At 50.3% G+C, this 22,912-nt stretch carries 13 protein-coding genes; 2 read left to right on the forward strand and 11 right to left on the reverse strand.

The genetic code is table 11. From position 1 onward, the window contains the following. Positions 1-416: 416 nt before the first annotated feature. The 7 genes from NLBNIHML_RS15000 to NLBNIHML_RS15030 all read right to left on the reverse strand — a co-directional run bounded on the left by NLBNIHML_RS15000 (position 417) and on the right by NLBNIHML_RS15030 (position 14,976). A complete protein-coding gene (locus NLBNIHML_RS15000; RefSeq protein ID WP_494352185.1) occupies positions 417-3,680 on the reverse strand; it encodes a GAP1-N2 domain-containing protein in 3,264 nt (1,087 codons plus the stop codon). Then, positions 3,677-4,936, reverse strand: coding sequence for a TRAFAC clade GTPase domain-containing protein (locus tag NLBNIHML_RS15005; RefSeq protein ID WP_494352186.1), 1,260 nt, complete (start codon positions 4,934-4,936; stop codon positions 3,677-3,679). The genes NLBNIHML_RS15000 and NLBNIHML_RS15005 overlap by 4 nt, the downstream gene beginning before the upstream one ends. A gap of 89 nt (positions 4,937-5,025) precedes the next feature. Continuing rightward, the gene (locus tag NLBNIHML_RS15010) at positions 5,026-5,673 is read right to left on the reverse strand and encodes a beta-mannanase (protein ID WP_494352187.1); all 648 of its coding nucleotides are present in this window, start codon (positions 5,671-5,673) and stop codon (positions 5,026-5,028) included. Positions 5,674-5,692: 19 nt separating this feature from the next. Then, positions 5,693-6,976 carry a vWA domain-containing protein gene (locus NLBNIHML_RS15015; protein WP_339238345.1) on the reverse strand — a complete coding sequence of 428 codons (1,284 nt, stop codon included), beginning with the start codon at positions 6,974-6,976 and terminating at the stop codon, positions 5,693-5,695. A gap of 86 nt (positions 6,977-7,062) precedes the next feature. Next, positions 7,063-9,498 carry a transcription initiation factor TFIID gene (locus tag NLBNIHML_RS15020; protein ID WP_494352188.1) on the reverse strand — a complete coding sequence of 812 codons (2,436 nt, stop codon included), beginning with the start codon at positions 9,496-9,498 and terminating at the stop codon, positions 7,063-7,065. A 14-nt stretch (positions 9,499-9,512) separates the two neighbouring features. Then, positions 9,513-12,902, reverse strand: coding sequence for a tubulin-like doman-containing protein (locus NLBNIHML_RS15025; RefSeq protein ID WP_494352189.1), 3,390 nt, complete (start codon positions 12,900-12,902; stop codon positions 9,513-9,515). 280 nt (positions 12,903-13,182) lie between these two features. Further along, entirely contained in the window at positions 13,183-14,976 is a 1,794-nt protein-coding gene (locus tag NLBNIHML_RS15030; RefSeq protein WP_494352190.1) for a vWA domain-containing protein, read from the reverse strand. Between the two features lie 262 nt (positions 14,977-15,238). Between NLBNIHML_RS15030 and NLBNIHML_RS15035 the strand changes: the two genes are divergently transcribed. Both NLBNIHML_RS15035 and NLBNIHML_RS15040 read left to right on the forward strand, forming a co-directional pair. Continuing rightward, a complete protein-coding gene (locus NLBNIHML_RS15035) occupies positions 15,239-15,382 on the forward strand; it encodes a hypothetical protein (RefSeq protein ID WP_165980303.1) in 144 nt (47 codons plus the stop codon). Positions 15,383-15,384: 2 nt separating this feature from the next. Then, positions 15,385-16,317, forward strand: a complete 933-nt coding sequence (locus tag NLBNIHML_RS15040; protein WP_494352191.1) for a hypothetical protein — start codon at positions 15,385-15,387, stop codon at positions 16,315-16,317. Positions 16,318-16,810: 493 nt separating this feature from the next. Here NLBNIHML_RS15040 and NLBNIHML_RS15045 read toward each other — a convergent pair whose 3' ends face one another. The 4 genes from NLBNIHML_RS15045 to NLBNIHML_RS15060 all read right to left on the reverse strand — a co-directional run bounded on the left by NLBNIHML_RS15045 (position 16,811) and on the right by NLBNIHML_RS15060 (position 22,882). After that, positions 16,811-18,397 carry a DEAD/DEAH box helicase gene (locus NLBNIHML_RS15045; protein WP_339238357.1) on the reverse strand — a complete coding sequence of 529 codons (1,587 nt, stop codon included), beginning with the start codon at positions 18,395-18,397 and terminating at the stop codon, positions 16,811-16,813. A gap of 450 nt (positions 18,398-18,847) precedes the next feature. Further along, positions 18,848-20,299 (reverse strand): SulP family inorganic anion transporter, encoded by a 1,452-nt coding sequence (locus tag NLBNIHML_RS15050; protein WP_494352192.1) that lies wholly within the window; start codon positions 20,297-20,299, stop codon positions 18,848-18,850. Positions 20,300-20,830: 531 nt separating this feature from the next. Further along, positions 20,831-22,501 (reverse strand): ABC1 kinase family protein, encoded by a 1,671-nt coding sequence (locus NLBNIHML_RS15055; RefSeq protein WP_339238360.1) that lies wholly within the window; start codon positions 22,499-22,501, stop codon positions 20,831-20,833. Then, positions 22,502-22,882 carry a phasin family protein gene (locus NLBNIHML_RS15060; protein ID WP_253441470.1) on the reverse strand — a complete coding sequence of 127 codons (381 nt, stop codon included), beginning with the start codon at positions 22,880-22,882 and terminating at the stop codon, positions 22,502-22,504. Between the last annotated feature and the right edge of the window lie 30 nt (positions 22,883-22,912).

Consider the following 22,912-nt stretch of genomic DNA (forward strand, 5'->3'; position numbering starts at 1 on the left):
GTGTATTTCCGACGCAAATATCTTCTACACTAAAGATACTGATAATCATTATCATTTGTCAACATGAAATTGCAAATCTTCTGCTTGTTCCAAGCTTAATTTGGACCTTTTTTAGCAAATTGGAGTGGTACGTTACGTTTACATGTGAGAGCTTTTCTCATTCATCACGCGCATTTCATCACTTCTGCTTATCTCCCAGGCACTTGAATCATTAATTTTGTGTCCGAATTGTGAATGTATCAATTTTTTGTCGTGCGATTGCTACATCTGGGGTGTGGATCAAAAAAAGATGACCTTGAAATCTAAAGTTCAAGGTCATCCCATATACACGTTTAATGAGATATGAAGTCAGCATATTTCAATATTTGATCAAAAGGTACTCAATGAATCTATGCAACAGGGCCAAATAAAATAACTTACAGCTTCGGCTGCGGCATCAATTGGATGACGGTCATCCCGCCCAGCGTACTCTGCACACTGGCAATACTCTCAGCATCAAGATCTGCTGGAAGATCAATCTGCAATCCATACGGATAGAGACGATCTGCATCTCCAATAGACATCTGTGCAGGATTGGTCGCATTCTCTTCATTGGATACGGATGTGTCAGGCGATGTCAAACCTGTATTAACTTGATCTACATCGGTGCCTTGATCCGTGCCTCCACTCGCAGCATTAGACGATGCATTCGTCCCTGTATCCGTTGTTGTATCATTAGCAGGATCTGAAGTGTTATCACCCGATGTTGATGGGTCCGCCTGCTGATCGCCATCCTCCGCCTGCTCGTTGTTCCCCGCGGTTCCCGCTAACGACCCATCCGTGCTTCCTTCGGAAGTACTTCCTGAACTACCATCAGAAGGCTCTTGGTTATCCGGCTCTTCATTCCGATTAAAGCTCTCCCACTTGCCTGTGGTATCCAGCTCCTGGGTACTGCCATCTTTCATTGTCAATTGGAGTTTGCCTTGCTCAAACTCAGTGCTTTCCGTATCGTTTCTGAAACGGATCACCAGTTGAGCAGGTGATTGGGTACCCTCCTGTTCACTGGGAGGAATTATATAAGCAATCTGCTCCGCGAGCTGTACCTCGGGTTCAGGTGGTATGGCAGGCTCCTGGGTAGATGGAGGAGATGCCGCTGGCGGCTCTACAGAATCTTTCATCCATGCATATGTACCGCCAGCAATACCCAGAACCAGGATCAAGAGGAGCAATCCAAACAGATTCTTCCTTTTGCCTGTTAGCATCCTCATCAATGTGGATGACAATTCTGTCTTGGCACGGTCATAGACCGGCTTCATTGCCTTGTTCGCTCTCGCATAATACGGTTTGAAAGCCGACTTCGACTTGAAAGCTTCACGGTCATGGGCCTTGAAATAGGCCACAAGGGCATCCGCATATCCTTTATGCGTATTGGAACCCCGAACAAACATACGTTGATCTCCTGACCATTCGAAAAATGGATACAGCCCTTCAACCCGACTTGCATTGGTGCGGACGAACTCAATCAGGCCAGGATAATCCAGTCGGTTGCTACCGCTTCCGCCCCGATAAAAAGCCATCGGCAACGCTTCATAGGCCGCGATCCCCGGATGCGCCTGGAGCTCCACAGCAAGCCAGCGACGTGTCCAACGTTGAAGATCATTGCGTTCCGGGAGGGAAAGTGCCTCCAATGCCTCATCTTCATTTCCCTTGCCACTAAGCCACGCTCTCGCAGCCAGCATCATGTTCGTTCGAGCAGATACATCAGCGCCCTGACGTGCTGCCCAAGCCCGAACCTCATTGCCATGTTGCAATATATCGATGCTGAGTAGCTGCTCACGGTTAACCCGTTCCAGATCCAGATCCTGAATCATAAACAGGTTAATGACATAAGCAAGCTTGTCTGCCAGGCGGGTTAACTCCTCCTGATATGCCGGATCTTGACTGACAGACAGAGGTGCTCCTTTTCGATTAGGGCGGGCTGTAGATTCAGACTGACCAATCCGTGCCGTAATACCTTTATCATACATACCTTCAGCTGGTACCTGATCCAGTATGCTAACGCGCTGGAGTGCTTCATTCGCGGATTGCACCGGACTCGGTGCAGAACATAACCGTTCACGCAGCTCACTGGTTGTCCGCTCCAGCAAGTAGCTGTAATGAATCGCAGATGGATGAGCTGTAACCCATCTTCGGATCACTTCCACGACATTCCCTGCCGATTCGGTACGTTTCAGCTGATTGTCCAGATAAGGATCGAACAATAACTTGGTGAGCGATTCATTGGCCAGCACTTTATCAAAGAAAGCCCGATTCAGCTGGGTATCCCGATCCAACACAGCATACAATTCCTGCACCGCACGCATACGCTTCTGGGCCCGGGCATTATTGACACCGTATATGAAATAGTCCACTATCCAGGATTGCACCACAGGCGCGGCAACACGGAAGTATTCTCCAATGCGAGCAGCAACCGCTTCTTCGGGTACGTTCTCACGCTTCACGCTGTCTAGTTCCCGGCTGAGCAAGGTCAGGAACAGCTCGTTCAGACGGGAACGCTGCCGTGTTCCACCTTCCGGCTTCAGATAGGTCAACAAACCACTCAGAACATGACTTTTGTTATCCAAGTACAGATCTTCCCTGCCTTGTTCAAGACCATAGAACACCGCGAGTTCGCCATAGGCTTCGATGGAAAGCTCCCGTCCAGGTTCCATGCCAGACAACATCTCGTCTGCAAATGTATAGAACGCATCCGCAGCACCCGGTTCCTGCAATAAGGCCCAGGCGAATTCCGCATAAGGTAACTTCGCCACAGATGCATCCGCATGCGTCACTCTGCCGGATACCATATCAAAGGTGAAGTCCTTCTCCGTATTTCGGTCTTTCGGACGTAACGTCCCCCGCTCTACAAATTGGATATGGATGCCCTTCTTGGCCTGCGGCTCCTTGGCAAACGTCATGAATCCCAACTGCCGCCGGAATGCGTATGGTAACGCTGTGTACAGCAAACGCAGCAATCCTTTGGCCCCTGCGGTGACTTCTTCTGCGGGAAGGTCCAGTGCAATGTATACTTTTCTGCGTGTCGCTACAGACTGCATTACCGCGTAAAGCAGTCGCTTGAACAGCACTTCGTTCATCTTCAAGGCGTTCAGCATCTGGTTTGGCGATGAATCTGCACTCAGACTGGCACCAGGCTGAGCCCATCCTTCTTGTCCAGCAGCTGCATCTCTTGCCGCGCCCTGTCCACTTCCAAGTGATGTAGGCAATTCAGCAAGCGTAGGCAGTACTGTACCTTGTTCGATGTCATAGGACGTGGCGAACATGGCATCCAGCCAGCCGCCTTGCTTCATCTGCTCTTCCGAGCGCTCGGGAGATAAGACGTAGTTATGAGCAAAAAAGGCACTGCGCAGCCCCGTGAAATCCGCAGACTGGTATACATTTTGTCCAAGGATCGTCTCTCCACTCTCCAGATGAAGCAGGTGAATGGAAGCCGGAAACTTTGTCTCGTCCTTCTCGCTACGGCCAGTTAGCTCCGCCGGAGCGTCATAGACACAGTAGGGGTGAAGCACTTTTTTGATAAAAGAAGGGTCCAGTCCCGGCGATGCCGCAACCGTATCAAACCCCTCTGTTGTGCGGAACACCCCGCGCCGCTCTCGGGTATACAACTGTTGTTCAATGGGCGGGGTTACGGAAGAACGCATCATCCCACTCTCCCCTCAATGTACTTCAGCTTGTACAACAGCCACAGGAAGGGTTCATCCACGCGGATCGGGCTAACCACACCCTGCAATTTCATATCCACCGGATTGCTGCCCAGCGCAGATACGGCGAAATAGGCTGTATCCTTGAAGTACACATCCATCGTGCCCTTGAACGGACGATCCACCTTCTCGATAAAACGGCGGATCTCTCCGTCGATATTCTCGAACTCAGTTAAGTCGAAATAATCGCGGTGCACCATGTTGCGAAAGACGTTACTGTTAGATTTGATATAATCCCCCTCTTCATCCTTGAGGGAATGCAGCATGTCGCTTTTCGTGAGCACCACGGCTGTTGGAATATTCGTCTTGGCTTTGTCCTGATACGCGATAAAATCTCCAAACATCGTGAGCACCACGTCGCGCGGCTCATCGTATCGCGGTGTCCACTCGCCCGGCTCGTTGCCGAGGTTAATACGGATTTTGTCCCGAATCGAACGAATCTGAAGCGGGTCCACCATGAACAGGATACCTGCCGAGTTCTTGATGTGCTGCCCGTGAAGTCCGAGATAATCCTGCTCCACCATACCTTCACCCGCAACGTCAAAGAACACCAGTGTTAGCGGCGCTTTATCTTCGTCCTTGAACACAAACTGGAAGATAAACGGCTCCTGCAGCTTTTCCTTCTGTGTGGAATCCAGCAAATCGCCCCGTTCGAACAACGGTTCTTCATAATCCGCACGGAACCGGCGGCTGATCTCCGCATTCAGAGGCATGCAAGCCGCGTCAAAATGATCCGCTGTATAATGCTGCAATGTATGAATTAATGAAGTCATGTAGACGGATTTGCCCACTTGGGATGCACCGATAATGGAAATGATATTGCTGGGTGCTTTACCTGCCGTAACAGGTAGCTCGTTATGACATTGCGGGCACAAACGGCGACGTGTAACGACCCCGTACCGATCGTTCAGACCCATCACGATATTATCGGAATAAATCCGATGTTCCTCCGGTACATCATGCGGTGCCAATACCGCCTCCATATCAAATACCGTATCGAGTCCGAATCGTTCGCGATACCGATTCAACTTTGCATCTTCCCCGAGTGCGTAGTCCTCATCATCATCGCGGTGATGGGCGGCGCGGAACACTACCTCTTCCGGTGAAAACTTGCTGAAACAATAAGGACAGACAATATCGTAAAACAGCGGGCGTTCCTCCGGCTGTTGTCTCTTCAAAAACCGACTAAAAAAGCCCATAGCCACTCCCCTCCCTAATCAGTCAGACTAAGATGATTTACACTCCCACTACGATGACAGATTAACCTTCCAATCGCTAGTCCAACGATCTAGTCTGATATAAGCCGATAGGCGGCTCCATATTTCGGTCCGTCCGTGAAGAATAATCGCACATAATCATCCTTGGCGACTTCAACGGGCGGCATCTCATTTCTTCCGGGAGCAAAATCACTCACAAAAGGATACACCGTACCATCTTCCTTATTCAGCGGCACCCCGCCCTGCTTGCGAACATAACAGAGGGCTTCCTTCGGAACAGGCACCTCCGCTGTGACGGTGATCAATACACTTTTTCGCTTCTGAAAAAAACCGCTCTTGTAGCGAATGGAGAAGCGGATGTCCGCCTTCCCAGCGCTTGCAATCACCATATTGTCTTCATCTCGTTGACGGATCAGCACAGGCCCGTCTTCCTGCATCTGACACACATACACCGTGTACTTAATGGCACCAAAACCCGTGATCCGATCCGTGTAACCGTTGCTCGCCTTATATTCCTCTCTTGTGTACAGCTTCAGCTTGCCCTGTGCAGACTCTTCCCCGGTACGATCATCGCTCATCATATCCAGCTCCAGCCGTTCCACATACACAGCTTCAACCCGTTCCGGCCAGAGCCAGCGAAGTGTACAACGCCCTTCGTCCACCGCAAGTGTCAGTTTTCGAATCAAGGGTGTCGAAAGGTCAGCATCCGTAAATCGCATTTCCATTGACCTCCCGACGTTAGAATCCTTTGCTACGTGAATCTCTTGCTCTCTGACCGAATCCTTCAGCTGAAGAAGTTCCTCCGCCAGCTTCACGGCGTCCCCTACTCTTCCGCGGCGTGTTCTCCTTGATCGGAACAATCCAGGAGAAGAGGGTCAATACGCCAGATAAGATGAGCATCGCACCAAGTCGTACGAAGGTATCCCCCACGTTCGAACCGTCGAGGCCCCATTCCAGCAGAAGCCCTGCCAGTAGACCCGACACCGCACCACCAATACCAAAGCTGAGCGCGAGATGACGGTTATCGAATACGAGTCCAAGGGATACACCCAATGCTACTCCAATCAGTAACACTGCTGCTACACGGAAAATCGCCAGATAAACGCTATGCTCCATCATACCAGTGCGCTCCGTCACCAGCGTCCGTTCATCAATCGTATCGTAGATCTGCTGGAATGCCAGATTCAGACCGCCGGAATCCGGTACATCATAGTACATGCCACCCGTTTGCTGGGCAATATTACGCAGCAGATCCGTACCCGATGGGTCCACCAGGCTTAGGCCGACTGTATTAATAGAAATCTGTTCATTGGTATACTGGGACAAAATATCGGCCGTATCCGCTTCACTGAAGCCATCGGATAACAAGATGACAACCGTACCGCGTTTCGGGTCCTGTTTGCCCTGAATCTGTTCCATGCCTTCCCGCAGCACGGCATCAAAATTGGTGCCGCCTGAAGTCGTGACAATGCCATCAATTTTGCCATAAACCTCGTTCTTGGCCGCTTCACTATCCAGCGCAATAAACGGCTGTAACAACTGTGGCTGGTCATCAAACGTAATGACAGCTACCTGTTTGTCACTCTCCATTTGACTGATCAGTGTCTTGGCTGCTTCAAAGCGTCCGTTATCCGGATCTGTCTCGCTCATGCTGCCCGAGTTATCGATCATCAGTACGATGTCCTTCACTTGCTTCACACCGCCCGGATTGATCTGGTACAGCAATTGCAGCGCGAGTCCAACAACAAACAAGAGAGCGAGTGTTGCCGGAACAAGCAATTTCCACGACAGTCCCAGATATCGGAGCTTCCATGAAGCACCATTCAGCTTGGGTGAGATCATCTCTGCGATCAAACAGAACAATCCAACGCTCAGCGCCAGTACGCCAAAGTATAAGCCCATCAGCAACAGACGTGGCATCTCCCCAAGCCATTGACGCAGCATGATTTCTCCTGCCGCAAAGCCCACTGCTCCGCCAATCAGGCTGAACAGGACCAGGAGCAGATTGATTTTTCGCTGCATGTCCACATGCATCCTTTCCATACCAGCCTTAAGCAGGCTGAGTTAATACAAGATTGTAGCAGGGTGTCATGACACAGCCAGACGCCTTAACGAATGGGTGACAACTTTTCCAACAGACCTGCGGGGTGAAGTTCATAGCCATTCTCCGTGTACGAGTCATAATATACCTTGCCGTTCCGATACACCATGAGATCCTCCAGATGGAAACCTCCCATCAGATTCAGCTTCTCCACACCACTGCTGCGTTCTTCGTACACCACACCCAGCTTGTAGATGCGTGACGTCTCTTCGGCATGTGCCGCGTAGTCCATAAAAGCACTATGATGGTCACCAAAGAAATACTTCTCTTCATACCGATGTTCCTGCGTATAATCGAATACCCGTACCCGAACAACCGCCTGATCCTCCAGCGTGTGGTACAACCTGCGGAACAGATCATCCCGGGTTAATACGTCTTTATCTCCGTAAGCAATCGTAACATTGGCCCGCTGCAACAGCTCTTCTTCAAATGGTAACCGCAACGGCTCGGCTGTAAGCAGCAACGAGTGACATACCTCCATCAGACGTTTGAGCAGACGGTCATCGCCTTCTGTCGCAAGCCGGTTCATATCTCCCATGTAACGATCCTCGAACCATACATCCCGTCCGCGCTTGGCTTCCAGGTCGATGATTAGCTCTTCCGTCACTTTGCCGTAGTACTCCATTACGTTCTGACCGATGTATTCATCCGCAGCGGCGATACTTTGGGCAGCTGTCTCTCGCAGTGTGCGTTCCAGCGCTTCAAGTGCCGCTGTAACGTGGCGACTGAATTGGTGAAGCTCTTCCATCTCCGTATCGTAGATGCGGAGCAGTTGTAATTCATTTTCCAGTCGCAGCAATTCTACCTTCGGTACGTACACTCGTTCCAGCATACAGTCAATCAGATTGCGTACATTCTGTTTATCACGGAACAACGCTCGTTTGAACGACTGATCTTCCACCCGCTCTTGCTGACGTTGCTCTAACAGTGCACGTGCCGATTCAAGCTGCATCGATTTATCCCGAATCAGTCCGAGCAGCGCTTCACGTACACTGCCAGGCTCATTATCACTCCAGGCTGCCCACTGGAAGTACCCAACCTCTGGATGCTCCGCGCGGCATTGTTCGGCCTGACGGCGAAGAAAGCCGCCAGAACTGCGCTCGCGCACACGCTCTTCAACAAGTCGGACGACGTTATCACGGAAGTACGCTTCAGCGCCTTGTCCGAACAGCGCTCTCTCCGCTTCACGAAGCGAGAGCGGCTTCAGATCGGAGAAACTGACGTTATGCGTCATGATGCCACTCATGCCACTAACCAGATCTTCACCCGGCAACAGACCTTCAACTTTGCGTTCCACCGAGGCCGCGTCCAGTCCGAAGAAAGCAAGCTTGTCCTTGATGCTCCAATCCGGCTCCTGCCGCATGCGTGCGAGCAGGTACCGATACATGTGATATAAAACCGCCAGTGCTATCGGCTTGTTTGGCCGCCTGATCTCGGCAAAACCCGCACTTGCATAACCATGCTGATCAGAGGTGGTGCGAATATTGTTTTTGAAGGATGTATTGTTGTACGTGTTCGCTCCCGTGCTCGAAACGGTACCCGAGTGATTCGCATCCTGCTTCCTGTTCTTCAACAGGCAGATCCGGCAGATGATCTCGGCATTTTCAATCCAGCCACCGGGAACGCCGGTTCCACGCTCATTTTTGTCGGACAACAGATATACGAGATCATACAACGGTGACGCGTGATGTGTAACCGGAATGGAGATTCCATCCTCCGTCACCAGCAGATTACCGCTGAACGTGTAGTCCAAAGACTGCATATAATCCAGTTCACGCAGAAAAGCAAGACCTGCTGCGCTGGCATACCCGAAGGAATCCACCTGTTCCATCTCGCTGACCAATACATGCAGATCTGTCTGCACCGACTTGAAGGCTTGGGACAAAATGATCTCCGTCAGCTTGGTGAGCTCTGGCAACAATACATTCAATGGATCATCGGTTCTGGTTACCACCGTAACGTAAATCCGATCAAATGACGAGTACAGCCGTCCATATTCGGCAATGCGGTTACTGACCCGCCGAAGCGTACGATTCAGGTCATAGAGCGCCTGATCCGATTCGTGGAAACTGCGATGTACATCCTTACGCCGCGTTTTAGACGGCCGCTCCGTCTGCCCAGCGGACAGAGGCAAACGGTGACGAGTCACCTGGCCATCATCGGACGAGCCACCATTCCTCGTTTCACCCGAACCCGTTTCCTGATCGTCTGTCCCGATCTGAATGTAGACCACACCGTCTCCGTTATCCCATTTCAGCCGATTGATCTCCTGCACAGCAGATACGGCAGGTGCAACCAGATCACCCACGAAAAGGAACAAAGCCGGGTAATGGATACTGCTGCGTCCATCACCCAGGCTGCCTTGACGCTCCTGCTCCATTGCATACTGCGCTGCATACTTCTCCAGATCACGCTTCAGGGTATTGTTCGAATTGAACTCCATCCCGGCCGCCACCCTTACTTCAGCCTTCTGCGAATGTCGTTCAGCTTGGACGACATCGTTCTGTAGAACTGATAGATGTCTTCTCCGTTAGCCAGTTCTACCCGCTCATATTCGAGACGATCACGTGATTCCATGAACAGCGCAGCCAGATCATCCAGCTTTGTCAGCAATGGAGTGATATCTTCTGAAGCCGTCAGATCATTATCGCGGCGGGAGGCTTTGCGCAGCAATGTACTGCGATCCTTCTCCGCCAGACCGCGGAAGTTGCCAAACACTTCATACTCGGCAAAGTTACGGCTCTTCATCAGGTTCGCGAATGGTTCCCATGCGTCTTCTTCCGGGTCACGGTCATAGACGTAGAGCGCACCTTTTTTGACGATGGTGTCTGTATAGAGTGCTTCGATAAAGCGGTCGTACCACTGCTCTTCGTCCTGGTACTGGACAAGAATGCCTTCGAGTTCGGCAACTTTGGCAGAGATGGCATTCATCTTCGCCAGTTCCTCACGAACGCGTGCGATCAGCTGCGGAGAGCGTACCAGGTTTTCTTTGGCCATATCTTCGTTAATACTGCCGAAAATATCCTTAACTCCTACACGTGGCAACCCTTCGGATTGCAGACGTTTCAGCTCCATCACGGCCCGCTTCACTTCGCCGAGGTTCGGCGTGGTGGATGTCAGACGCATGTCGTAGGCTGCCAGTTTGGCGGACAAGTCAAATGCTTCTGATGTCACAATCGCATATCGGTTGCTTGTATTCTCATCAATGGATTTGGCTGTCACGATGTTGTATCCGAGCGCCTGCTCGAATTCGTTACGCACACGGGCATTATACTGTTTCACGCGGGCGTTCTCGTACACATCTCCCCATGATTTCTCCGGAATCGGAGACGGCAGATAGGTCCAGTTGTTTTTCTCCGTTTGCACCAAGTGACGACCGATGCCTTCTTTGTCCAAAATGGTACGTTCATAACTTTCCTCATATACCTTAAGCGGTGTATACACAAAGAGTGGTACCCCGTTGCGGGTGTTCAGCCAGAATATCCGGTTACGCACTTCACTTTCCTTAACGGTAAAATGAGATTTGCCTACCGCATTGTTCTGATAATTGCGAATCCCTTTCAGAATACCTGGCGCCTGTGCCGGTACGGATACAAATCCCCATGAAGGGAAATGCAGACTGCCTGTACTGTTGCTCAGATTGAACACCGGAACGGCCTCATCATCCAGCTTGCCGGCAATGAAACGTTCCACGAATTTCTCAACCGACTCATCCTGACCGTATTTGATCACCAGGAAATCTTCCATGGAACGGGTAATCAGATCACCGAATTTTTCACTCAGGAAGTCGGAGATGGAGCTGACGATATCAATCTCGTTCTCTTTCACCCACTGGCTGGAGTTTTCCAGCAATTCACGGGAGAAGTCGCGGATCAGATCATCTGTATCACGCTTATCCAACAGCCCGTCCACCACACTGACGATATCCGGTACACTTACGACGTTCCAGTAGTATGTCTTGTTGCCTTTGTGATCAGATTGTTCCTCGCCGCGTGTCAGCAGATCGCCGTTCTTCGCGAATATCGAGCTAAGGGCGTTCAGCGTCTCGGTAAATACGTTATAAATGCGGCTGTTTTCCTGGTTCAGCAACTCATACAGATCTTCATAGAACTCGATCATCTGATCGTTGCGTTCCACGTCGGCGTGCAGCCAGTACTCATGAATTTTTGCTTCAATATAAGCATTCTTTTTCTTCTCTTTGGAGACAAACGCACTCTTCGCATCGCCCAGCTTCTCTTCAGACTGCTCCTGAGCCGCTTCAATATCACGCGGAATGCGGAAGGCATTCTCACGCAGGGTTTCGATATACGACTGAATCATCTTCAGTACACAGAACCCTTTTTCCGTATAAATGAGACGAGATACATAGAACGGACCTTGTTCAGGATGCAAAAACATACGCCGGATCTGTTCGGTAAACTGACCAGCAATCTCACCCGGCAGTTGTTTCTTCGCCTTGATATATTCTTCACGGGCACGTGCCAGAAAGTTCTGTTCCAGTTCGGTGTCCATATTCACAACCTGTGATTTCACCACGTTGCCATAGGATAAGCGCTCGCTGTTTTGGTAACCAGGCAGCGGCTCTGGCACGCGGGCTTCAAAGGACTTGACCACACTTTCGAGATCAATGCCCAGCTTGCGGGCAAACTTCTCGGTATCCTCCTGGTTCGGTGCTTTGGAGAACATGGTGTTCATTTTGTCGAACATGCGATACGCCAGATACGTGGTCATCTCCTCAATCGGCAGTACAGCCGAAGAGGCACCAATGATGTTGTAATCATAGTTGGCCGGGTACACCTTGTTCATCTGTGCAATGTTGGTTCGAATGTTGCTGATATAGTCATGGATCGCGAACTCCTCACCCGACTGCTTCTCCTCACTTGCCATGAAGTTGGTAATGTTCTCGGCCGTGACGTTCATGCAGTAATCGTAGGCGTTCTCCAGCAGTTTGCCTTCGGTATTCGTCGCAGAGATCAGATGACACAGGTTAAATGGAGGCAGTGGTGAGTTGACGGTTAAAATATTGCCGTACTTCTGTGTAAACCGCTCACCGCGGCTGTCCACGTTCATCCAATAATCCAGCTCTTTGAGTGCCGCATATCCGTTCTTGCGAATGTATTCGCGTGTGTGTTCGCTCAAGCTTTTGTTGGACAGGTTCACGTCTGGCGTGAACAGGTAGCCCAGCGTATTCACGCGGTCAATCCCCGCAGAGCCGTGATCCCGTTCGATAATGCCTCGCACGATATAGGAAATATCGAGGAAACAGCCGCTGCCTGTACCGCCAGACAGACCTGTCAGGAGGAACACCATCAGTTTTTTGTTGGTGCCTACAGATAAGGTTTTGATCTTTTTGTCGATGGCCTGCACGACCTGATTAATCTTGGTGAACAAGAGCAAACGTCCAGCCTGACGCACACCTGCGGCGCCGTTCATGCCGTCCGTGATGCTCAGTTCGGGAGACAGCCAGTCCGTAATGTACGGTTCCAGCACGCTGCGGTTCTGAAGAAGCCCGCCAATCTCGGCATTGGACAGCAAGACGAATTCATTGATCGGATCAAGTCCGATTCCTTTATACTTTTTGGCGCGATCCTGTTCGTTTGTTTCAAAAGCCAGAAATTCCACATTGTCCGGCTTGTCCATTTTTTTCTTGGATACCGGGTCCTGCGGCAGCTTGAAACGACGGTTGATCTGATATTTCAGTCGCAACAGTGCGTCAATTCCCGTTCCCCCCAGACCAATAATCAGAATGGGGTTATCAATCGTATCGACCCGGATTTTCTCACTGACAATCCCTCCGCCAAGTGATACATCCAGTTGCTGAATATGTTCTCTAACAATCGGTTTCATTCCATGTCCTCCCTTTAGTTAGAACAGTTGGGCACAAACTCATTACACTTGCCACTCCGATGACAGAGTAACCTTCCGATCGCTGTTATCCTCAGATTTTTTTGGTTCCCTTTTCTAAGGGGAAAAATCTGAGGATAAGCGTATGCTTCCGATGCAGCTTTCTTTCAGAAAGCTTTTAGGCGAACGCTTCGCTTCTTCAGGTTTTCTCTGTCCTCTCCGTTCTCGTGTAAACAATTATATCCAACTTAAATTTGCATTCCTTTTAAACCAAACAATTAACTTACACCAGATACTCAATTAAAATGGTCTTGTCCGCCTGTTGCAGCGGGATGCTCAGTCGGTCACCGTTCTTCAGTTCAACGCCTGAGCTTGCATCGACTGCACGACCGGATTTCTCCAACGTACCGCCTGCGGTGTTACGAATGATAATTCGATCGCCATTGCTGGGCGTAAATACATATTTTTCGGTTTCCTTCAGCTCAGGGTCCAGTTGCAACAATTGATGCAGATGGAATCGGCCCCGGAAGGATACCAGCTTTTTATATTGTGGATATGACTTGTCGCCCGTGTTCTCATCACGAATCTCAACGATCATCTGACCGACAAAGCCCCGGTTTTTGCGTTTCAGCCAACCCATCAGGAACCAAACCCCCACACCGACCACAATCAGGGCTACAACACCCAGGATGACAGGTAACCAAGGGAACGGCTTGTCCTGTTCACCGCCTGGCGTGGTCGGTTGAGCAACGCTTCCGGTTGCTCCGCCTGCGTTAATCGTGATTGGCGTACTTTCACGGTAGAAGCTGTCTTCTTCCGCACGGATGACCAATTCATAGTTATGATTGTCCGGAACTTCAAATGTTCCGGCAAAACCAGATCCTGTGTTTTCCAGCGGTTGTTCTTCACTTTTGCCAGTATCGACATCTTTCACAACCAGCGTGGCCTTCATATCTGCATACAGATCATTATCCTGAAGTGGCTGACCGCCATTCTCCAGTTTGGCAGCAAGATCAACCTTGTCCCCTTTGGTATAGGACTTGGTCTTAATCGGGTCCACAACGAGCTGAAGATCATAGTTGAACAGCAGATTGATATCGATGCTGTCTTTCGGAGCCCCTTTTACCCGAAGTTTCCAGTCTCCCTCTTGGGGTTTCAACAGCTTCACGAGCGAATAACTCTTCGATGTCGAGAGCTTGGCTGCATCCGAGTTCAGGTCCACGGCTTGTCCGGAAGGGTCCATCAATTGCACTTCCACCGGCTTCGAGGACATAATCGAGATGTTTGCTTCCAGCACACTGTCATTTGGCACGTTCACGGTAACTTCCTGATAACTGCCGTTTCCTGTCACAGAGGGCAGCTTCACCACATTGAGTTTGGCATGATCGGCGAAGATCTCACTCAGAATCTGTGGCAGATCATCCGGCGTATCGGTAATGAATGACTTGCCTCCGGTCTGCTTCGCGAGGTCTGCGAGTGCATCCTTGTTCAACTTGCCATCCGCGTTCAGTCCTATTGTATACACCGGGATACCTTGATCCTGTGCTTCCTTCACGGATTTCGCCAGATCAGCGTCGGATTGTGCCTGTGTACGGCCTTTGGTTTTGTTAAAGTCATTGTTGCCATCCGCCAGCAGCACGATCATTGGCGAGTGAGATGGGTCTGCACCATGATTCAGTATGTTCATGGCTTCGGCGACACCAACTGAGACATCGGTGTATGGCCCCCGGCCGAGCTGATCAATAAAGTCCTTCAGGCTGCTCTTGTCCGCATCGGACTGAATCGTAAGCATTGCCTTTTCCCGCTCCACCTGATCGGTATAAGCGACAATCCCTACCTTGTCCCCTTGGACGGGCAGCATATCAATAAACATTTTCATGGCTTCATTACTGATCTTGTCACGGTCACTTGTATTCATTGAATTACTTACATCGGCTACAAGTACCGCATCGATTCCGCTCGTCTGTGCCTGAGCCGCTGCAGCGTGTGGCAGCAACGCCTGAGGTAGCAGTAGCGTTAGAATGGCCAGCAGAACCATCGTTCCGCTCAGCCAGCGTATTTTGCGTGTCCGCAGCATTGGGTGTACTCCTTCACGTTTGAGATTAAAATGGGAATAGTTTATTATAGGCGTCAAGCCTTAAGGAAATCTTAACAGTCTACTAATAAATTCTGAAAAGCACCCCTATCTTGAGTTACAGTTTTGTAATGACTGACAAAAATCGACGATTTCATGCCTTGAACTGGCACAAAAGTACCAACTATGGAAATATGATATAGTTATTGCCAGCAAACTGCAATATAACAGCGCTTGTTTACCAAGCCATAGAAGGGAACGGATTATGGTTACATACGGATGCCTCGCCATATTGTTTCTTTTTGTCATTATAAAGGTAATTGCACTCCAGCTTCATCGGCGGAAACCGGTCTCCCGCGAAGACACGGATCGTACCCTCTACACTATTCTGAATGGTGAGCGTGATTGAGCATGAGTACTAAACTAGTCGTATCCATAAGACCATTTCATCGAACGACCTATGCCTATGAAAAGTTGCAAGTCTGCACACGTTGCGGACAGTATACCTGCCTATGGGAAGATGAGTGCACAGCCTGTGGCAGGGGTACCCTGATTTCCGTTCAGGCGAAAGCGACTTCCCGTGTGAAACGTCGAATTGCACGCGACCTGTTCATTACCCTATTGTTCGGTGCAGCGGCCACCTATTTTGGTGAAACCATAGATCAGACCATGGCGGCAGCCAGCGTTTCCCTGTTGCTTCTGGCATTGCTGATCTTCATGCAGAATCGTTCGTTCGAGGTAGAGCAGCAGCGCGAGTTGAAGCGCATGTTGCAACAGGATGAGGAACTCATCCGTCAGGGCATCAACCGCAACTGGGCACTGGTCGCCGAAGCCCGCAAGCAGGATGAAGCACTGGCCTATGAGATGCTTCGCGAGATCGGCTCACTCGTCTACAATGACCGGATTCGACTGCAACAGGTTGCGCTATTACAATCCTTTGTCCTGCGCAGTGATATGGACTTGCAGCTCAAACCCTTGCTGCTACGCAGCTTCGAGCGGCTGCTGGCTGAATATATCGGTGAGATTGCACGGCTTAAGCCGGAATTGATCCGGGAAGACGCGATTCGTTATATCGCAACCTATGAAGTGAACATTTTACAGCTCCACAATGGAATTCAGATTCTTACAGCCGTAGCTGCTGCTGCCGTGCGCAAGAGTAAATATATTGAGTTATTCCCTAGTCTTATTACCCGCTACGCTCGCTTTATGCCCAAAGATCGATTCATGAGACTTTATCACACGATTGAACGCTATCCGAGCAAAGCACGCGGAGGACTGGCGGAGTCGGTGGGCCGAGTGTATAACGAGAAATATCGGGATCAGTACGCAGATATTCACATGTAGGGATGACATACTGGAACTGAAAAAACGTAGTTTAGTGCAAACTCACTCCGTGTATATAGACGATTGCAATTTCATCCATCCCTGCATGCCCATCAACACCACGAATCAAAGGTTATGCTTCTAATGATATAAGAATTCAGCCAAAAACACCCCATCCTTAGGTCTAGGATGAGGTGTTTTGAATTTTATGGAAGTTTGCCGAGTGTTGTCCGCAGTACACGGTCAAAAGAAAAACTAGATGGCCAATATCTAAATGGCATCTTCCATGGATCAAGCAGGCGTGCCAACAGGCACTCGCAGATGACAAAAAGAATAAGCGGAAAGAATCATCTGTCCTGTTGAAAAAGGGCCGCGACGTGGTTCCGCCCGCGACCCTTGATCTGAGGGGTTCGGTACATCTGTACCCGAACCCTCTCATATGTGCCATGACAAACGCTGCGGCATGGCATAGTGCCTGCGCAGGTGCGGCTATATCGCCGCTTGCGCCAAGGCTTTACCGTCCGCGACGAGAATCGCGACGGTCGCCCTTCGCCGGTCCGCGTCCTGCGGATTCCGGACGGCGAGAGCCTTCGCTGCTGCGCCCGGAGGTGCGCTTGTCAGCACTACGGCCAGCCCAGCCGCTGCTGCGCTCATCGCCACTGCGACCTGCACTGCGTCCGCCTTGGCTCGCACCGCGGCTACTGCTGCGGCCACCTTGGCTTGCTGCGCCTCGACTGCTGTCGCTGCTACGCGCAGAGCCACGGCCTGCACTGCGCTCGTCGCCACTGCGGCCACCGCTACGACCACCACTGCGTCCACCTTCGCCACCGCGGGAACCACGACCCCCACGTCCGCCATCTCTGCGATCGTTACGGCCTGCACCGCGACGTGCGCTGCCTGTTCCGGAAGAGCGTCCGCCTCGTTCGTCATCCCCCTGACTGTTGATGGAACGTCTAGCTGCTCCTGTTGATGCAATTGGACCTTCGCTCGTCCACTGAATACGGGACAGCTTCTGGTCGATCCCTTGTTCAATACGTGCAAGTTCAGGTCTGTCGTGCTCTGTTGCAAACGTTACAGCAAGACCTGTACCGCCTGCACGGCCCGTACGACCAATCCGGTGGATATAACTTTCCGCATCATGCGGCATATCGTAGTTAAAGACATGCGTTACACCTTCAACATCAAGTCCACGTGCAGCTACGTCTGTAGCAACCAGCACTTGCAGTTTGGCATCGCGGAACGCTTTCATGACGTTCTCACGCTTGGATTGGGACAGATCTCCATGAAGTTCATCACTTGCATAACCTGCTTCACGCAGATCTTGGTTCAGCTTGGATGCACGACGCTTGGTCCGGCAGAAAATAATCGCCAAGTATGGGCGATACGTATCAATCATGCCGCGAAGTGCTTCAAGCTTGCCGCGATCCGTACATTCCAGCACCTGCTGGCGAATTTGTTTGATCGGGATTACCGATTGCGAGGATACTTTTACATCTTCCGGATCTTTCATATAGGTCTTCGCAAGGTGGCGAATCCCCTTCGGCATCGTTGCGGAGAACAGCATCGTTTGGCGTTTGTGTGGCAGCTCGCTAAGAATCGTCTCCACATCGTCCAGGAAGCCCATGTGTAGCATTTGGTCGGCTTCATCCAGGACCAGTTTTTTGACATTATTCAGCTTCAACGTGCCCCGGCGCAGGTGATCCAGGAGACGACCCGGTGTACCGATAACGATCTGGGTGCCGTTCTGCAATTTACGCAGTTGCTTGTCCACATCCTGCCCGCCGTATACGGCAAGCACGTGCAGTTTATCGTCGTTTGCCGTGAGCTTCTTCGCTTCTTCCGTAATTTGCAGCGCAAGCTCACGCGTAGGCGCGATAATCAACGCTTGCGGCGAACGGTCAGATACATTAATTTTCTGAATAATCGGCAGCAAAAAAGCCAGCGTTTTCCCTGTACCTGTCTGTGCCTCGGCGATAATATCGCGTCCACCCAGCAGTACAGGAATCGAACGCTCCTGTACCGGAGTCGGCACGGCGATGCCCTGATGTTTCAGGATCTCGCACCATTCCGGGCGAATGCCCAGTTGTTCAAAGTTTGCCAATCGTTACACCTCTGTATATTCATTTAGATAAGTCCATTTCATAATGACTTCAGTATCAGTATCTGCCATTAAGACTAGTTTTCCTTCGTTCAATCATGATTATGAAATGAATTTTTTAAAAAGCAATCCACTCGTTGCTCTTCTTCTCCATACCCTGTAGTTTACACGTTAGTCAAGCAAAACAAAAGGGGATACAGCGTTACACCCCCAAGTTGTAGCACAAAACCCCAAGATCAGCTTAACTTGTATCGACCAAGTGAGTTTGAGTCGGGTAGTAAGAGACTCTAAGTCTGCCTTCAGGTTGCTGATCTGTGGATATAACCGACCTATCATGCCTCAGGCTCAAAAAAAACAGCGATGCCCTCTCCCCGATTTCCGGAAAAAGTGCGCCGCTGATTATAAATCATCTTTTTGTGTTATCTATTCGCTGTTTACTTCGTTCCAACCAAGTTATGAACCATGCCCGCCAGCTGTGGCAAATCCACTCCGTTCAAGAATTCGAGTGCTCTCTTCATTCAACCCACGCAGGTGCACGGTTTTGCCCAGCTTCGCGTATTTAAACTTCACTTTGCCAATGGCCACAACCGCGGTATTATCCCAGATATGTGACCCTCCGAAATCAATCGTGATCTCCTTCGGATCAGCTTCTGCATCGAATTCATCCACGAAGCGGGACGAAGATCCAAAGAAGAACGGTCCGTGAACCCGGTACACCATCTGCCCTTGTTCCTGGCTCGCCTGTACGCGAATTTTGGTCTGTTTCCAGCCAAAATGCAGCACACTTAGCACAACGCCGACCATGACCCCAATCGACAGATCGTGGGTATAGACCACAATCGCCACGGTCACGATCATGACAAAGGCTTCCGCGCGTGGCACGCGAGCAATATTTTTGATGGAACTCCAGTCGAATGTTCCGATACACACCATAAACATTACACCGACGAGCGCACCCATCGGTACCTGCTTCACCACACCGCTGAACAGCAGCAACAGGATCGCGAGAAACGCACCCGCAGTAAACGTGGATAATCTTCCACGTCCACCAGACTTCACATTAATGACCGACTGCCCAATCATCGCACAGCCGCCCATGCCGCCGAACAAACCGTTCACAAAGTTCGCAATACCCTGACCACGCACCTCACGGTTCTTGCTGCTCTTGGTCTCGGTCATCTCATCCACGATGGTTGCGGTCAGCAGGGATTCCAGCAGCCCAACCAGTGCCATGGTAAATGAATAAGGCAGCAGAATCATCAGCGTATCCCAAGTCCATGCAATATTCGGCAAGTGGAACATCGGCAGGGTACTTGTGAGATTTCCCATGTCCCCTACTTTACTTACATCCAGATGAAATACCACCGTAATAATCGTCATCACGATGATTGCAATCAATGGAGATGGAGCAGCTTTGAAAAAACGTGGCAAAATATAAATGATCGCCAGCGTGCCCGCCACCATCGCATACATAATCCAGTTCGCTCCCGTGAAGTGAGTTAACTGCGCCATAAAGATCAGGATCGCCAGTGCGTTCACGAATCCGGTCAGTACCGAATGAGGGACAAACGTAATAAATCGCCCAACCTTAAATATGCCTAGTAGAAACTGGATAACACCCGTCAGTATCGTAGCTGCAAAAAGATATTCCACACCATAATCCTTGACGAGTCCAACCATCAGTACCGCCATTGCACCCGTTGCAGCCGAGATCATACCGGGTCTTCCACCTGCAATCGAGATCACAATCGCAATGGTAATCGAAGCGTACAGCCCGACCATGGGATCGACTCCTGCAATGATGGAGAAAGCAATGGCTTCCGGAATGAGCGCCAGCGCTACCGTAATGCCTGCCAGCACATCTCCGCGAATGTTGCCAAACCATTGTTGTTTTAAAGTATTCATATGTTCTCTACCGTTCCTCCTACATGTCATTACTCAAATTGGAAGATGACCCTGAAGCGTAACGGAAGCATTCATCACTGATCAATACACTCAGCAATTAATAACAGTGTGTGAGACAGCACAAAATAGCGGAATCTTCTCCGCACAATTGCCTATGCATCTAAGTTACATGCTCATTCACCACCCCTATCGTATGGATAGTTGGGTGAATCATCATGTCTGTTTTCCGTTCCAGTGTTTTGCTTCTGTTCCGTTACAACGATCAGTTATCTTCTTTGTGTGACATCCTGGTCTGCTCCAGATGCCCATGGGTTTCCCTCTCTCAGAAAAACCGGGTCCGTTATTCTACTGACCTATTATTATAGTCACTGGGATGAATATGTACTAATACAGTTAAGCCCTAAAAATAAAACCTTATCTCCTATTATCTTAATATTTCTGTGATATACTCATCCATCCTCTATTCACGAAAAATAACCCGCAAAGATCCTTTGAAGAAGGTCTCTTTACGGGTATTCTCGCGATACTATGTTAGAATCTTCCTGATTTGAATATCGAATAGAGCAGGAAAGCCACCATCAGAATCGCCACCAGGAAACCAATCTCAATGACCGGAATATCCCATAGCATCGTGGACTGATGACTGATCGACGAACCGATAATCAAGCCGACCATAATGATACAGAAGGCAAGTAACACGATACTAAAGGACAGCCGATTACTAATCTGGTCCATTCTGCGCATGAGTGCATCCAGTTCAGGGACACTTATCTCCAGCCTCAGCTTGCCTTTGCTAATAATGGATGATAACTGTCTTAACTGCCCTGGCAGACCAATGACGCTCTCAGCCATATCAGCCGCACTGCGGAACAACCGATTCTTGATTCTTCCGGCGCTAAAACGTTCCTTGATCAGCTTCCGCCCAAAGGGCTCGGCCATATCCACAATGCTCAGGGAAGGATCGAGATGTTCGATCACACCTTCCATCGTCAGCAACGATTTACCAAGCAGGAGAATATCGGCAGGCATGACCACCCGGTGCCTCTGGGCTACGCCGAACAGATCATTCAACGCCTGACCCACACTAATCTTGGAAAAGGGAATATCGTAATATTTGGTACGCAACTTGTCCAAATCCACATGAAGCCCACGCAGATCCATGTCATCCGGCATCATGCCGAGCTTCTCAATGGCCCGGATCATGCTGTCCGTATCTTTGCGCATTAACCCAATAATAAGGGAAGCAAGCTGCTGTTTCATCTCATCGCTAAGGCTTCCAACCATACCGAAGTCTATAAAGGCAAGACGTCCATCCTTCAATACCATCAGGTTGCCCGGATGTGGGTCAGCGTGGAAGAATCCATGAATAAAGATCTGATTCAATAATGAGTCCACCAACCGCTCAGCAATATTGTTCAGATCATGGCCGCGTCTGACCAATTCATCACGATCATTGAGCTTGATTCCTTCAATATACTCCATAGTCAGCACACGTGAAGACGTCTGATCCCAGTAAATTGTCGGGATTTTCACCTTGTTGTCCTGTTGGTATTGCTGTGCAATCTTTTCCGTATTTCGGCCTTCAACCGTATAATCCAGCTCGGCCATCAATGCCTGAGCGTATTCTTCTACCATCTGCGGAATCTGATATTGCTTCACCCAATCCCAGCGCTTCTCGGCCATGGCTGTCAGCTCACGCAAAATATCCAAGTCACGCTGCACAATACGCGATATACCCGGCCGCTGAATCTTGATGGCTACCGATTCACCGCTTCGAAGTTTGCCCAGATGCACCTGTCCTATGCTGGCCGCAGCTACAGGGGTATCCTCGAACCGGGAAAAGATCTCCTCCAGCGGTGTATCCAATTCCTGTTCCAAAATACCCCGTGCCGTCTCGGAAGAGAACGGCGGGACCTGATCCTGCAACTTCACCAGCTCACGAATGACAGACTCAGGCAATAGATCTGCCCTTGTGCTTGCGAGTTGCCCCAGCTTGACGAAAGCCGGCCCCAGCTCCTGCAGCACAAGCCTGATGCGTTCACTTAGCGTTTTGGTGGTATGTGCTTCACGCGACATCCACCGTCTGGGCAGAGCCAGCAACTGGAACAACCCCAGCTCCTCGACCATATAACCGAAGCCATGACGCACCAGCGCCATGGCAATTTCACGGTATCTGCCGACATGTTTGATTCGCACGGCCATCTACTCGATCTCGTTTCCTTTGAGAGGAGGAGGAACTTCAAGTGGAGCCGGGGATTCATCAGGTTGAAGCTGTGGTGAGTGGCCCAGTTCGGCAAGTTTTTTCTCAAGAACGGCAACACGCTGTTCCAGACTGGTTACATCGCTTTCGGATGCCACACCCGCTTCCTGAAGCACGCGCTTGACCTGTTCCTGAATCACTCTCTTGAACTGGCCTTGTTCTTCATCGCCCCGTTCCATCAGGCGTTCAACCAAAGCTTTGGATTCACCGGGCGCGAGTTCCCCGCGCTTGACCAAATCATCCACGGTTTTCTCAATTTTTTCTTTGCTTACGACAGTAAGTCCAAGCCCTAACGAGATCGCCTTTTTGAACAAATCGCTCATTTTTGTCATCCTCCTCTTCGTTGATCTCTA

The sequence above is a fragment of the Paenibacillus sp. JNU01 genome (genome assembly GCF_059130585.1).